At 73.1% G+C, this 11,700-nt stretch carries 13 protein-coding genes; 5 read left to right on the forward strand and 8 right to left on the reverse strand.

The genetic code is table 11. The annotated features are described in order from the left end of the window. Nucleotides 1-101: 101 nt before the first annotated feature. The 4 genes from J2X26_RS00385 to arsM are packed head-to-tail and all read right to left on the reverse strand — an operon-like array spanning nucleotide 102 to nucleotide 2,914. A complete protein-coding gene (locus tag J2X26_RS00385; protein WP_307488829.1) occupies nucleotides 102-554 on the reverse strand; it encodes an arsenate-mycothiol transferase ArsC in 453 nt (150 codons plus the stop codon). Continuing rightward, entirely contained in the window at nucleotides 551-1,948 is a 1,398-nt protein-coding gene (locus J2X26_RS00390) for an FAD-dependent oxidoreductase (protein ID WP_307488831.1), read from the reverse strand. The genes J2X26_RS00385 and J2X26_RS00390 overlap by 4 nt, the downstream gene beginning before the upstream one ends. A gap of 25 nt (nucleotides 1,949-1,973) precedes the next feature. Then, on the reverse strand, nucleotides 1,974-2,174 hold the full coding sequence (locus J2X26_RS00395; RefSeq protein ID WP_307488832.1) for a hypothetical protein: 201 nt from the start codon (nucleotides 2,172-2,174) through the stop codon (nucleotides 1,974-1,976). Then, entirely contained in the window at nucleotides 2,174-2,914 is a 741-nt protein-coding gene (gene arsM, locus J2X26_RS00400) for an arsenite methyltransferase (RefSeq protein WP_307488833.1), read from the reverse strand. Before arsM ends, J2X26_RS00395 begins: the two co-directional genes overlap by 1 nt. A gap of 111 nt (nucleotides 2,915-3,025) precedes the next feature. Here arsM and J2X26_RS00405 point away from each other — a divergent pair, with 111 nt between their 5' ends. Both J2X26_RS00405 and J2X26_RS00410 read left to right on the forward strand, forming a co-directional pair. Then, nucleotides 3,026-3,391, forward strand: coding sequence for an ArsR/SmtB family transcription factor (locus J2X26_RS00405; protein WP_307488835.1), 366 nt, complete (start codon nucleotides 3,026-3,028; stop codon nucleotides 3,389-3,391). Continuing rightward, on the forward strand, nucleotides 3,388-3,900 hold the full coding sequence (locus J2X26_RS00410; protein ID WP_307488838.1) for a GNAT family N-acetyltransferase: 513 nt from the start codon (nucleotides 3,388-3,390) through the stop codon (nucleotides 3,898-3,900). Before J2X26_RS00405 ends, J2X26_RS00410 begins: the two co-directional genes overlap by 4 nt. Before the next feature lie 10 nt (nucleotides 3,901-3,910). On the opposite strand, the gene J2X26_RS00415 is transcribed toward J2X26_RS00410, so the two are convergent. Then, nucleotides 3,911-4,897, reverse strand: a complete 987-nt coding sequence (locus J2X26_RS00415; protein ID WP_307488840.1) for an aldo/keto reductase — start codon at nucleotides 4,895-4,897, stop codon at nucleotides 3,911-3,913. A 73-nt stretch (nucleotides 4,898-4,970) separates the two neighbouring features. On the opposite strand from J2X26_RS00415, the gene J2X26_RS00420 reads away from it, so the two are divergent. Continuing rightward, nucleotides 4,971-6,389, forward strand: a complete 1,419-nt coding sequence (locus tag J2X26_RS00420) for a PLP-dependent aminotransferase family protein (protein ID WP_307488842.1) — start codon at nucleotides 4,971-4,973, stop codon at nucleotides 6,387-6,389. On the opposite strand, the gene J2X26_RS00425 is transcribed toward J2X26_RS00420, so the two are convergent. From J2X26_RS00425 to J2X26_RS00435, 3 genes are all read right to left on the reverse strand, one after another. Then, nucleotides 6,386-7,975 (reverse strand): MFS transporter, encoded by a 1,590-nt coding sequence (locus J2X26_RS00425; protein WP_307490668.1) that lies wholly within the window; start codon nucleotides 7,973-7,975, stop codon nucleotides 6,386-6,388. The two genes, J2X26_RS00420 and J2X26_RS00425, sit on opposite strands and share 4 nt — an antisense overlap. Before the next feature lie 81 nt (nucleotides 7,976-8,056). After that, complete coding sequence (locus J2X26_RS00430; protein ID WP_307488844.1) at nucleotides 8,057-8,527, reverse strand: hypothetical protein; 471 nt, start codon at nucleotides 8,525-8,527, stop codon at nucleotides 8,057-8,059. 100 nt (nucleotides 8,528-8,627) lie between these two features. After that, nucleotides 8,628-8,897, reverse strand: a complete 270-nt coding sequence (locus J2X26_RS00435) for a hypothetical protein (protein WP_307488847.1) — start codon at nucleotides 8,895-8,897, stop codon at nucleotides 8,628-8,630. A gap of 188 nt (nucleotides 8,898-9,085) precedes the next feature. Between J2X26_RS00435 and J2X26_RS00440 the strand changes: the two genes are divergently transcribed. Together J2X26_RS00440 and J2X26_RS00445 are read left to right on the forward strand one after the other, a co-directional pair. Then, on the forward strand, nucleotides 9,086-11,167 hold the full coding sequence (locus J2X26_RS00440; RefSeq protein WP_307488848.1) for a PhoX family protein: 2,082 nt from the start codon (nucleotides 9,086-9,088) through the stop codon (nucleotides 11,165-11,167). 101 nt (nucleotides 11,168-11,268) lie between these two features. Beyond that, a complete protein-coding gene (locus tag J2X26_RS00445; protein WP_307488850.1) occupies nucleotides 11,269-11,649 on the forward strand; it encodes a hypothetical protein in 381 nt (126 codons plus the stop codon). Nucleotides 11,650-11,700 lie beyond the last annotated feature (51 nt).

An 11,700-nucleotide genomic window follows, 5' to 3' on the forward strand; every position in this document is an offset into this window, starting at 1 on the left:
GGCGTCCCGAGGACCCGGGAGCCTGCTCGAACCGGGCCCCCGGGATGCTCCGTCAAGAGTCACACCTCGCCGTTTCGGCGAGATTTCATCAGGTTGAACACTCAACGACGCCGCGGCGTTCCCGCCGGCCCTGCCTTTCCTGCCTCCCCGGCGGCGACGGTCCGGTGCTGGTCGGACTCCCGCCGCAGCAGATCGGCCACGAGGCCGTCGATGTGCTCGCGGAGCGGTCGGACACCGTCGACGTCCCACTCCGCCGGGTCGGGCAGCGACCACGTCTCGACCCGGTCGTGGGCAGGAAGGTCGAGCCCCGGCTTGAGGGCGATGACGAGGTCCGCCCCGGCGGCGATCTCGGCGGTCAGCCGGCGCGGGACCTCGGCACGGCGGTCGATGCCGATCTCGGCCAGCGACGCGAGGACGGTGGCGCTGACGGCCTCGTCCGGGTCCGTGCCCGCCGACGCGATGACGACGTCGTCGCCCGCACGTGCGGCGGCCAGGCCGGCGGCGAGCTGCGAGCGCCCTGCGTTGTGGACGCAGACGAACAGGATCGTGGTCATGTGAGGTCCCCCTGGAGGTCGCCGCTCCGTCCGTGCAGCACACCGGACCGGAAGCCGAGCACCGGTGCGGTCAACGAGAGGGCGACCGGGCCGGCCGCCGTGCCACAGCATGCCGCCTCCGCGCCGTCGACGGCGGCGTCCGTCGAGCAGACCCCGGTCGCGGGCAGCTCGAGCTGGACCTCGTCGGCCGAGGTGCGGTCGCCGGCGAGCGCCGCCGCGATCGAGCGGACCTGCTCGTAGCCGGTGGCGAGCAGGAACGTCGGCGCGCGGCCGTAGCTCTTCATCCCGACCAGGTAGAACCCCGCATCGGGATGGGCCAGCACGCTCTCGCCGTGCGGCGGGACCGTCCCGCACGAGTGCAGGTTGGGGTCGATGAGCGGCGCGAGCTCCCGGGGTGCCTCGACGACGGGGTCGAGGTCCAGGCGGATCTCGCGCAGCAGGTCGAGGTCGGGCCGGAAGCCCGTGGCGTCCACGATCGCGTGCACGTCGAGCCCGATCGGCACGTCGCGTGCGGTCCCCGAGACGTGCACGGTGTCGCCGTCGGGGGCGAGGCGATCGATCGAGACCCGCGTCAGGAGGGTCAGAGCACCGGCGTCGACCGCGGCGCGCAGGCGGCTGCCGAGCAGACCCCGGGCGGGCAGCGCGTCGTCGGCGCCTCCGCCGAACAGCCGACGGGCCGATCCCCCGCGGATGGCCCAGGTGATGGTCGTCCCGGGTTCGTCGCGCGCGAGGTCGACGAGGGCCAGCAGGCTGTTCGCGGCGGAGTGGCCCATGCCGAGCACGAGGGTGTGCCGGCCGGCGAAGCGTGCACGGTCGGCGCCGCGGACGTCGGGGAGCGGTCCGGTCAGGTAGCTCTGCGCCTCGGCCTCACCGACGGCAGGCAGACCACCGGAGCCGACGGGGTTGCGGTGCCCGTAGGTCCCCGAGGCATCCAGGACTGCTGCCGCGATGACGTCGTTGACAGTGCCGTCGGCGGCGATCGTCCGGACGCGGTACGGGCGCCGCTCGCGGCCGAGGGACTGCGTCCGGTCGGCGCCGTCCCGGGAGACGCCGAGGACCCGCGTGCCGGTGCGGATGTGCGCGGCGATGGGCGTCGTCGTGGCCAACGGGGTCAGGTAGCGCTCGACGAGATCGGCCCCCGTGGGGAGCTCCTCAAGATCGGGGGCGACCCAGCCGGTCGCGTCGAGCAGCCGGCGGGCGGCGCCGTCGATCGCGTACCGCCACGGCGAGAACAGACGGATGTGGCCCCACGACGCGACCGCGGCCCCGACGGAATCGCCCTGCTCCAGGACGAGCGGTTCGAGTCCGCGCTCGCGCAGGTGCGCGGCGGCGGCGAGGCCGACCGGCCCGGCGCCGATGACGACGACGGGCAGGTCGGGGTGCTGGATGGTCATGCGGATCCTTCGGTCGTGGCGGGACTCAGGCGGGGCAGCAGACGGGCGCGGGGCGGGGTGCGGGTCGCGCGGCCTGCACCCAGGAGACGAACCGCGTGAGCCGCGGGCGGGGTGCGCGCTCGGTCCTCGCTGTCGCGCGCTCCTCGGCGACGAGCCGCCGACGCAGCATCGCGTCGAGCTCGCGCTCGCGCTGCTGGTGGACGACGAAGTACAGGTCGGGGTGCATCAGTCCTCCCTGACGGGCTTGCGGGCGCGCACGACGGCGCCGTGCATGCCGTCGGCGACCTGGTGGGTGAAGGTGACGTCCGTGTCGACGAACCCGGCGTCGGCCAGGCCGGAGAGGTACTCGGAGCGGGACAGGGCGCCGGCGATGCAACCGACGTAGGAACCGCGCTCAGCGCGCTGCTCGGGGGTGAGGTGGTCCTCGGCGACGACGTCGGAGATGCCGACCCGGCCCCCGTCGGCGAGCACCCGGAAGACCTCGCCGAGGACGGCGGACTTGTCGGGCGAGAGGTTGACGACGCAGTTCGAGATGACGACGTCGACAGAGCCGTCCGCGAACGGCAGCTCCTCGATGGTGCCCTTGCGGAACTCCACGTTGGTCGCCCCTGCCTTGGCCGCGTTCGCCCGTGCCAGCGCGAGCATCTCGTCGGTCATGTCGACGCCGTACGCGAAGCCGGTCGGTCCGACCCGGCGGGCCGACAGCAGCACGTCGATGCCGCCGCCCGAGCCGAGGTCGAGCACCCGCTCCCCCGGCGCGAGCTCCGCGACCGTGAGGGGGTTGCCGCAGCCGAGCGACGCGGCGACCGCCTCGACGGGGAGGCCCGCGACCTCCGTCGCGTCGTAGAGCGCCTGGCCGAAGCTCTCGTCCGTGGGGCCGCACGACCCGCCGCAACACCCGTCGTTCGTGGTCTGCACCGCCGCCAAGGCGTAGCGCTGGCGGACCTGCTCGCGGACGTCGTCCATGATGTCTCCTCAGATATCGATGCGTGTCGATGTGTACAGGGCCTGACTCTGCACCAGACATCCATGGGTGTCAATATCGACAGCCGTCAATTTCCGCGGCATGATTGCCACATGCCTCTGGACCTGCTGCCCGTCTCGACCCCCGCCGCGTGCTGCACCCCCGCCACGAGCTCGGCGATGAGCGAGCAGGATGCCGTCCAGCTCGCTCGCACGCTCAAGGCCCTCGCGGACCCGGCACGACTGCGGCTGCTGTCCCTCATCGCGGCGCACGACGGCGCGGAGGCCTGCGTCTGCGACCTCATCGAGCCCGTCGGCCTGAGCCAGCCCACCGTCTCGCACCATCTCAAGGTGCTCACCGACGCCGGGCTGATCACCCGGGACAAGCGCGGCGTGTGGGCCTACTTCGCCCTGGTGCCCGGCGCGCTCGAGCAGGTGACCCGCCACCTCGGTACCCACCTGACCAGGAGCGCCGCGTGACCGGGGTGCACATCGGACCCCTGGCCGCCGAGCACTGGGCGGACGTCGAGCGCATCTACGCCGCGGGCATCGCGACCGGGCACGCCACCTTCGAGGTGGCACCGCCGACGTGGGAGGCCTTCGACGCCGGCAAGGTGCGCGAGCACCGGTTCGTCGCGCTCGACGACGACGGCGGGGTCCTCGGCTGGGCCGCCGCGTCGGCGGTGTCCGACCGGTGCGTCTACGCCGGGGTGATCGAGCACTCGGTGTACGTCGACCCGGCAGCGCGCGGTCGCGGCGTCGGCCGGGCGCTGCTCGAGGCGCTGCTCGACTCGGCGGCCGCCGGCGGCGTCTGGACCGTGCAGTCCGGCATCTTCCCGGAGAACTCCGCGAGCATCGCCCTGCACACCGCAGCCGGGTTCCGGGTCGTCGGCACCCGGGAGCGGCTCGGCCGCATGACCTACGGGCCGCTGGCCGGACAGTGGCGAGACGTCGTCCTCATGGAACGACGCCTCGCCACCGACGCCTGACGGGCGTCCGTCAGGCCTCGTCGAGCCGCGTGCGCAGCTCGTCGTCGAGTACCAGGTCGAGCGCGCCCAGCGACTCGTCGAGCTGCGCGACCGTGTGCGCCCCGACGATCGGGATGACCGGTGTCGGACCGCCGAGCAGCCACGCGAGCGCGACCTGGTTCGCCGTGGCGCCCGTCTCGCGCGCGACCTCGTGCAGCACCTCGACCCGGCGTCGGCTGCTCGGGTGGTCGGCGCCGCCGAACAGGGACTTGTCGGCGCGCGTGTACGCCCCCTGGTGCAGCGGTGAGTACGCGGTCACCGCGAGCGGCGGGCGGCCGTCGACGCCCGTGGACGCCGCGTAGTCGAGCAGGTCGCCCGACACCCAGTTGGACCGGAACGGCGTCGGGCTCGGGTACACGTAGCTGCCCTGCTGCTGCACAAGGCCGTACGGCTCGACGCCCAGGCGGGCGGCGGTCTCGCGCGCCTCGACGACCCGCCACGTCGTGACGTTGGAGATCCCGGGCACCCCGATCAGCCCGTCGGCGACGAGCTTGCCGAACGCGCCGACGGTCTCCTCCAGGGCGGTGTCGCGGTCGTCCACGTGCCCGTAGAGGACGTCGAGCCGGTCGACACCCAGGTGGCGCAGGCTCGTGGCGGCCTCGCGGTGGATGGTCTCGGCGGCCAGGCCCTCGAAGTTCGTCGGCGCCGTGTTCGACAGCGGCAGCGCCGGGTCCTTCTTGCCGGCGCCGCACTTGGTCGCGATGCGGACGCGGTCCCGCAGCCCGCGCGACGCCAGCCAGGCGCCGATCACGTCCTCGCTCTCGTGCCCGTGACCGCCCTCGTCCCAGGCGTTGTAGTTGTTCGCCGTGTCGAGGAACGTGCCGCCGGCATCGACGAAGCGGTCGAGGACCTCGAAGGCCGTCTCGCGCGGGGTGTGCGTGCCGAAGTGCATGGTGCCGAGGCACAGGACGCTGACCTCGGTGGAGGTGGGTCCGGAGCCGATGGTGCGCTGCTGCATGGTGTTCTCCTCGTCGATCTGGTGACAGCTCCGACGCTAGGCGGGCAGCGGACCGGGAGTACGGTCCATTCCTGTGGCAGATGACCAGACCAATCGCTGGGTCGGCGACGCGCTCGTCACGATCGAGGGCGGCCAGCCGGTCCACGTGGCGCTCGAGCGGGCACTGCGCGCCGCCGTCCGCGAGGGCCGCCTGCGCCCGGGCGACCCGGTGCCGCCGAGCAGGGCGCTGGCCCGCGACCTGGGCGTCTCGCGCTGGGTGGTCACGCAGGCGTACGGGGCACTCGTGGCCGAGGGTGCCCTGGACGCCCGCACGGGCGCCGGGACGCGCATCGCCTCGACGTCGTGGCCGACGATCACCGCGACCCGGGCGGTCGAGCAGCCCGTCCAGCCGAGGCCTCGGTTCGACCTCGGACCGGGGGTGCCGGACCTGCGCCACCTGCCGCGCGCCGCGTGGGTCGCCGCGGTCCGCACGGCGGTCGCGTCCGCGACACCAGGCGACCTCGTCGCCCCCGATCCCCGCGGCGTGCCCGCCCTGCGGCAGGCGCTCGCGGACAGGCTGGCCGTGACGCGTGCGGTGCTCGTCGACGCGGACGCGGTCGTCGTGACGCACGGCGCGGCGGACGGAATGACGCGCCTGGCGCGGTCGCTGCGTGCCGCCGGCCACCACTCCGTGCTCGTCGAGGACCCGAGCTGGCCGCGGCTGCGCGACGTCGCCGCTGCGGCCGGGTTGCGGCCCGTGCCGGTGCCCGTCGACGAGGACGGCGTGGACACCGACGCGCTCGTCGCCGCGGCCGGGCGCACCGGCGCGCGCGCTGCCCTCGTGACGCCGTCGCACCAGTTCCCCGTCGGCGCCGCGCTCGTGCCCGCGCGTCGCGAAGCGCTCGTGCACTGGGCCCGCTCCGTCGACGGGGTGGTCGTCGAGGACGACTACGACGCCGAGTTCCGCTACGACCGCCGCCCGGTGGCCGCCCTGCGCGCGCTCGCACCCGACCGGGTCGCGCTGCTCGGCTCGCTCAGCAAGACGCTCGCGGCCGGGTTCGGCGTCGGGTGGCTGGTCCCCCCCGACGACGTCCCCGCCGCACGCGCCGGGCTCGACGTTCACACGAGCGCCCCGCCGTCGCTGCACCAGCTCGCCTGCGCGGCCCTGCTCACGGACGGCGGCTACGACCGGCACCTGCGGTCGGCGCGCACCCGGTACCGGCGCCGGCGGGCGGCGCTGCTCGTGGCCCTCGACCGGCACCTGCCCGGGCTGCCCGTGACCGGGCTGGCCGCGGGGCTGCACGTGGTGCTGGGGCTGCCGCCGGGTGTCGACGAGCACCGCGTGGCCCGGCTGGCCGCCCGGCGCGACGTCCGTGCGATGCCGGCGAGCCGCTATCGCATCGACCCGGCGGCGTCGGCTCCGGCGCTCGTCGTCGGGTACGGGAACCTGGTCGACGCGCGGCTGGACGAGGCGGTCACGCGTCTGGCCGCCGCCGTCGCCGAGGCGACCTAGCCGCCGAGCGACGCCCCCTCGACCGCCGCGTTCGGCTGTGGGTCGGGCAGCCGCCGCATCCGGAAGCCGTTCACCACCCCGACCAGGCCGGCGAGCAGCGGGACCAGGAGCGCGATCTGCAGAGCCTGCGGCCGGACCTCGGTGTTGATGCGCAGGATCTCGGCCTGCACGTCGGCCGGCTGGCCCACGAGGGTCTCCTCCAGCGCCGTGTTGCTCATCAGCTCGGCGTCCTCCTCCAGCGCGGTGGCCACCTGGGTCTGTTCCTCGGGCGAGAGGACCGTGCTCGCGTCGGCCTGGGCGGTGAACCCGAGCGACAGCGCCGCGAGCATGACGCCACCGGCGAACGCGAGCCCGAACGACAGGCCGAACGAGCCCGCGGCCGAGTTGACGCCGGCGGCCTCACTGACGCGCTGCTCCGTGATCGGCGACAGCGTGTAGTTGTTCAGCTGCGAGACCAGCAGGCCGAGGCCGGAGCCCACGACGAGCAGCGGGAGCACGAGGTACCAGCCGGACGTCGCGCGCGGGACCACGAGGATCAGCGCGACGATGCCGACGACGACCAGCGAGAAGCCCGCCAGGACGATGCTGGCGGGCCGGCGCCGACCGGAGCGCTTCCCTGCGAGCAGCGCCAGGGCGAACATGCTCAGCGACAGCGGTGCCAGCGAGAGGCCGGCCGCCATCGCGTCGTACTCGAGGACCATCTGCAGGAAGATCGGCAGCGTGATCATGGCGGCGCCGAGCGTGATCTGCTGGAGCGTCTGCTGGGACACGCCGACCCGGAACAGCGGGAGCCGGAACAGGTCGGGGTCGAGCAGCACGGGCTTGCCCTGACGCTTGCGGCGCAGCAGCCACCAGACGAGTGCCGCCAGCGCGATGCCGCCGAGGGCGATCAGCGCACCGACCGCCTCGCCGCCCTCCTGCCACACGAGGATCCCGAGCACGATGCCGCCCATGGCGAGCGCGGACAGTCCCGCGCCGACGAGGTCGATCGAGCGGTCTCCCGTGTACTTGACGTCCTTGACCAGCTTGATGCCGCTGAGCACGACCACGATGATCAGCGCCTCGAGCCCGAAGGCCACCCGCCACGACAGGTAGGTCGTGATGAACCCGCCGAGCAGCGGCCCGACGGCCGCGGCGATCGATGCGGACGCGCCGACCAGCGCGTAGACCTTGACCTGGGCGCCGCCGGTGAAGTTGCCGTGGATCAGCGACTGCATCGACGGCAGCAGGAGCGATGCGCCCAGCCCGCCGATGATCGCCCAGAAGATGATCACCGCCGTGAGGCTCTGCGCCAGCATCATCGCGACCGCGCCGGTCGCGTACGCGAGCAGGCCCAGCACGTACGCGCGCTTGCGCCCGGCGAGGTCACCCACCTTGCTGCCGATGAGGATGAACGCCGCCGACACGAGGGCCTCGAGCGCGATCGCGGACTGGACGCCGCTGACCGTGGTGTCCAGGTCCTCGACGACGGCCGAGATCGAGACGTTCATGAAGGAGGTGTCGACCACCAGGACGAACATCGCCATCGCGAGCAGGACGGCCAGGCGCCGGTCGAGCGGCGGAGCCGGCTCCGCAGGTGTTGTCATCACTTTCGCAGCGTAGGAGCAGAAGGTCCCGACGCGGGTGAAATGCCCCGATCTGGTTGCGGGCGCGCCCCGTCCCCCCGACTACTTGACGGGGACGACGATCTGCTCGCCGTTGACGTCGACGTTCAGCGGCTTCGTCGTCGTCGTGTTCTCGGGCGTGCCGAAGATGGTCGTGTGCGGCACGAGGTCGGCGGTGCAGATGGCGTCGTCGGGGATCGCGACCGTCTCGATCCGCACGGAGTTCCCGCTGTCCGCGTCCTCCACGACGACGATGTCCGACCCGACGACCGGGCAGGTCGAGCTCCCCCAGGTCACCAGGGCCAGACGGTCGCCGTAGTCCAGGTAGACCACGGCGGTCTCACCCTCGGGGACCTCGATCTCCTCGAGCTCCGGCTCGGCCTCCTCGTCGGCGCCCGCGGCGGCCGCGACAGGGACCTGCGGAAGCCCGGAGAAGTCCTCGATCGCGGTGGGGGACGCGCAGCCGGACAGCGACAGTGCACCCAGCACCGCCAGGAGCGCGCCGACGTGCCGAACCCTCAGCCGTTGTTCCATCATTGACCCCCTCGCCCGAGCCGTCGGGCGCGTCGCCCACGCGCCCATAGTGCCGTGACCAGGCGCTCCAGTCACCAACTCGCCGGAGACCAGCCGACACTCAGGCCGAGCGCATCACCCGACGGGGAGCGTGGGGCTCCCCCAGCAGCCGCAGCACCGACGTCCCGTACTCGTCGTGGTGCTCGATGCTCACGGACAGGACGCGGCCGACCTGACGGCTGCGTGCCCAGTCCATGACGTCGTCGACGTCCTCCGCGTCGAGCACGCGCCAGAACTCGCTCTCGCCGCCGCTCGTCCAGAACTCGACGACGTAGACGGGCTCGGTGACCACGGTCGACGAGTAGGGCGTCAGACCACGTTCGACTCGCACGGCAGGCTCCTTCGCGATGGTGGTGGGGTCCATCGTGGTCGGCGCGGATGAACGGCCCATGACTCCCGGGAGGCGGCTCGTCGGCAACCTGTCGCGATCGTTCACGCGCTCGTCACCCGGTGTCCGTTCTGCCGCATCCGACCGACCGGCACGGTGGTAGCACCCACTCGCGACGGAGGCTTCCCCCCATGACGACCACCGACGACCGGGACGCCGTGCGCGGCGTGTCCCGGCGGCTCCTGCTGCCCATGGCCGGTCACACCGCCGGCAAGCGGTCCCCGGTCACCTGCCACCTGAAGTGCGCCGACGCGTGCTTCCACCCGGTGCCGAACACCAGCGACAACGAGTACTTCCGCGACATCGCGAGCGCGAGCCTGACCCGGCGGTCGGTGCTCTGGGGCGCGGTCGCCGCCGGCGGTGCGATCGTCATCGGCGCAGCCGTGGGCGATGCGCAGCCCGCCGCGGCGTGGGGTCGTCCGAAGGGCAAGCTCCCCTTCACGCCGATCGCGCCGGTGGCCGCCTCCGTCGACGCGTTCGTCGTGCCGGACGGCTACACGTGGTCCCCGATCATCCGCTGGGGCGACCCGCTGTTCTCGAAGCGCGACGTCTTCGACCCGAACACGCAGACCGCGCAGCTGCAGGAGCGCCAGTTCGGCTACAACAACGACTACCTGGACATCATCGAGGGGCCGGCCGGGCTGGGCGCCGTCCTCGTCGCCAACCAGGAGTACACGAACGAGAACATCATGTTCCCGCCGGCCACCACGCCGGAGGCCCTCGACGAGCAGCGCCGGATCGCGATCGCCGCGCACGGCATGGCCGTCGTGCAGCTGTACCGCACGCGCAAGGGCAAGCCGTGGACGTACGCCGTGGGTGCACCGCTGAACCGGCGGATCACGGGGAACACCCCCTTCACGTTCAGCGGGCCGGCGGCCGGCTCGGCGCTGCTGACGACGGTGGAGGACCCGACCGGCACGACCGCGCGGGGCACCCTCGGCAACTGCGCGGGCGGGACCACCCCGTGGGGGACGGTGCTGTCCGGCGAGGAGAACTTCAACGGCTACTTCCGCACCGCCGGCACCAGCGCCGCGGACCTGCGCTACGGCCTCGCGGACCGGGCGACCTCCCGCGGCTGGGAGTCCGTCGACCCGCGGTTCGACGCGCGGACGCCCGGCTACGAGAACGAGCCCAACCGGTTCGGGTGGATCGTCGAGGTCGACCCGCTCGACCCGCACACCCCGCCCGTGAAGCACACCGCGCTCGGCCGGTTCAAGCACGAGGGCGCCAACGTCGTCATCGGGCGCACCGGCCGTGCCGTGGCGTACATGGGCGACGACGAGCGGTTCGACTACCTGTACAAGTTCGTCTCGACGGACACCTACCGCCCGGGTGCGAGCCTGCGCGCCCGCCGGCACAACAAGACGCTGCTCACCGCCGGCAGCCTGTACGTCGCCCGGTTCTCCGGCGACTCGCCGGTCGAGGAGATCACCGGGACCGGGGCGCTCCCGTCCGACGGAGCCTTCGACGGCACGGGCCAGTGGATCCCGCTCATGATCGACGGGGTCAGCCAGGTGCCCGGGTTCGGTGCCGACGAGGTCCTGGTCAACGCGCGGCTCGCCGCGGACGCCGTCGGCGCCACGAAGATGGACCGCTGCGAGGACGTCGAGCCGCACCCGAAGACCGGTCGCGTCTACGTCGTCTGCACCAACAACACCGACCGCGGCAAGGTCGGCAAGGAGGGCGCGACCGAGCCGAACCCGCGCAGCGGCAACCGGGACGGTCACGTCATCGAGATCACGGAGGCGGGCGACGACGCCGCGGCGACCACGTTCGGCTGGAGCATCCTCCTGCTCTGCGGCGACCCGGCGACGAACACGTCGACCTACTTCGCGGGCTTCCCGGCCGACCAGGTCTCCCCCATCTCCTGCCCGGACAACGTCACGTTCGACTCGGCGGGGAACATGTGGCTGGCGACCGACGGCGCCCCGAGCGTCATCGGGTACTGCGACGGCCTGTTCAAGGTGCCGCTCGAGGGCCCCGAGCGGGGTCGCGTCCAGCAGTTCCTGTCCGTCCCCGCGGAGTCGGAGACGTGCGGGCCGGTGGTCCGCGACGACGACGGGATGGTCTACGTCGCCGTGCAGCACCCCGGCGAGAACGGCACCTGGGCGCAGCAGCGCTCGTTCTTCCCCGACTACGTGGCGCCGGGCACGCTCGCCGGTGGACGGTGGGGCGGTCCGCGGCCCAGCGTCATCCAGGTCTGGAAGGCCTGACGGCGAGAGAGGCCCCGGCCGCTGCGGCGGTCGGGGCCTTCTCACGCGCTCGACACAGGCCGATGATGGCCGGACGGGTACCGAGGCGCGGAGGCTGTTCGATGATTCCGAGAGAGACGTCCGCGAGCATCGAGCTCCCCGTGGCCAAGGACGACGCGTGGCGGGCGCTGGCGAGTGCCGCGGGGCTCGCCACAGACGGCCCGGACCAGGTGCTGCACTTCGAGCACACGGACGTCGTCCTGGACTCCGTCACGGCCGGTGAGGCCGCCGGCGGTGACGGGCACTGGGAGGGGCTGGACTTCCGGGTGGCCGTGCACCTCGTCCCGATGGGCGCCGACCGGACCCTCGTGCTGTTCACCGCCGAAGCCACCGAGGAGCCGCACGGGGTGCGGTCGACCGCGCACGCGTCGGCGGCGCACCGCCACGCACGGCAGGACCTCGAGGCGATGGCGCTGGCCGTCGGCACGCAGGTCAGCGGATGACAGCGCCGGCCGCCCGGGCGCGAGTCCTGAGCGGCCGGCACCGGCACGTCC

It is taken from the genome of Cellulomonas humilata, from assembly GCF_030814415.1.
Lineage (GTDB): Bacteria > Actinomycetota > Actinomycetes > Actinomycetales > Cellulomonadaceae > Cellulomonas > Cellulomonas humilata_A.

What these genes read in the sequence shown, in the direction of transcription:
- J2X26_RS00415 (WP_307488840.1), bottom strand. Translation starts at nt 4,897, where the DNA reads ATGCAGCAGCGCACCATCGGCTCCGGACCCACCTCCACCGAGGTCAGC.
- J2X26_RS00395 (WP_307488832.1), bottom strand. Translation starts at nt 2,174, where the DNA reads ATGCACCCCGACCTGTACTTCGTCGTCCACCAGCAGCGCGAGCGCGAG.
- J2X26_RS00405 (WP_307488835.1), top strand. Translation starts at nt 3,026, where the DNA reads ATGCCTCTGGACCTGCTGCCCGTCTCGACCCCCGCCGCGTGCTGCACC.
- J2X26_RS00385 (WP_307488829.1), bottom strand. Translation starts at nt 554, where the DNA reads ATGACCACGATCCTGTTCGTCTGCGTCCACAACGCAGGGCGCTCGCAG.
- J2X26_RS00430 (WP_307488844.1), bottom strand. Translation starts at nt 8,527, where the DNA reads ATGGAACAACGGCTGAGGGTTCGGCACGTCGGCGCGCTCCTGGCGGTG.
- J2X26_RS00425 (WP_307490668.1), bottom strand. Translation starts at nt 7,975, where the DNA reads ATGACAACACCTGCGGAGCCGGCTCCGCCGCTCGACCGGCGCCTGGCC.
- J2X26_RS00390 (WP_307488831.1), bottom strand. Translation starts at nt 1,948, where the DNA reads ATGACCATCCAGCACCCCGACCTGCCCGTCGTCGTCATCGGCGCCGGG.
- J2X26_RS00445 (WP_307488850.1), top strand. Translation starts at nt 11,269, where the DNA reads ATGATTCCGAGAGAGACGTCCGCGAGCATCGAGCTCCCCGTGGCCAAG.
- arsM (WP_307488833.1), bottom strand. Translation starts at nt 2,914, where the DNA reads ATGGACGACGTCCGCGAGCAGGTCCGCCAGCGCTACGCCTTGGCGGCG.
- J2X26_RS00440 (WP_307488848.1), top strand. Translation starts at nt 9,086, where the DNA reads ATGACGACCACCGACGACCGGGACGCCGTGCGCGGCGTGTCCCGGCGG.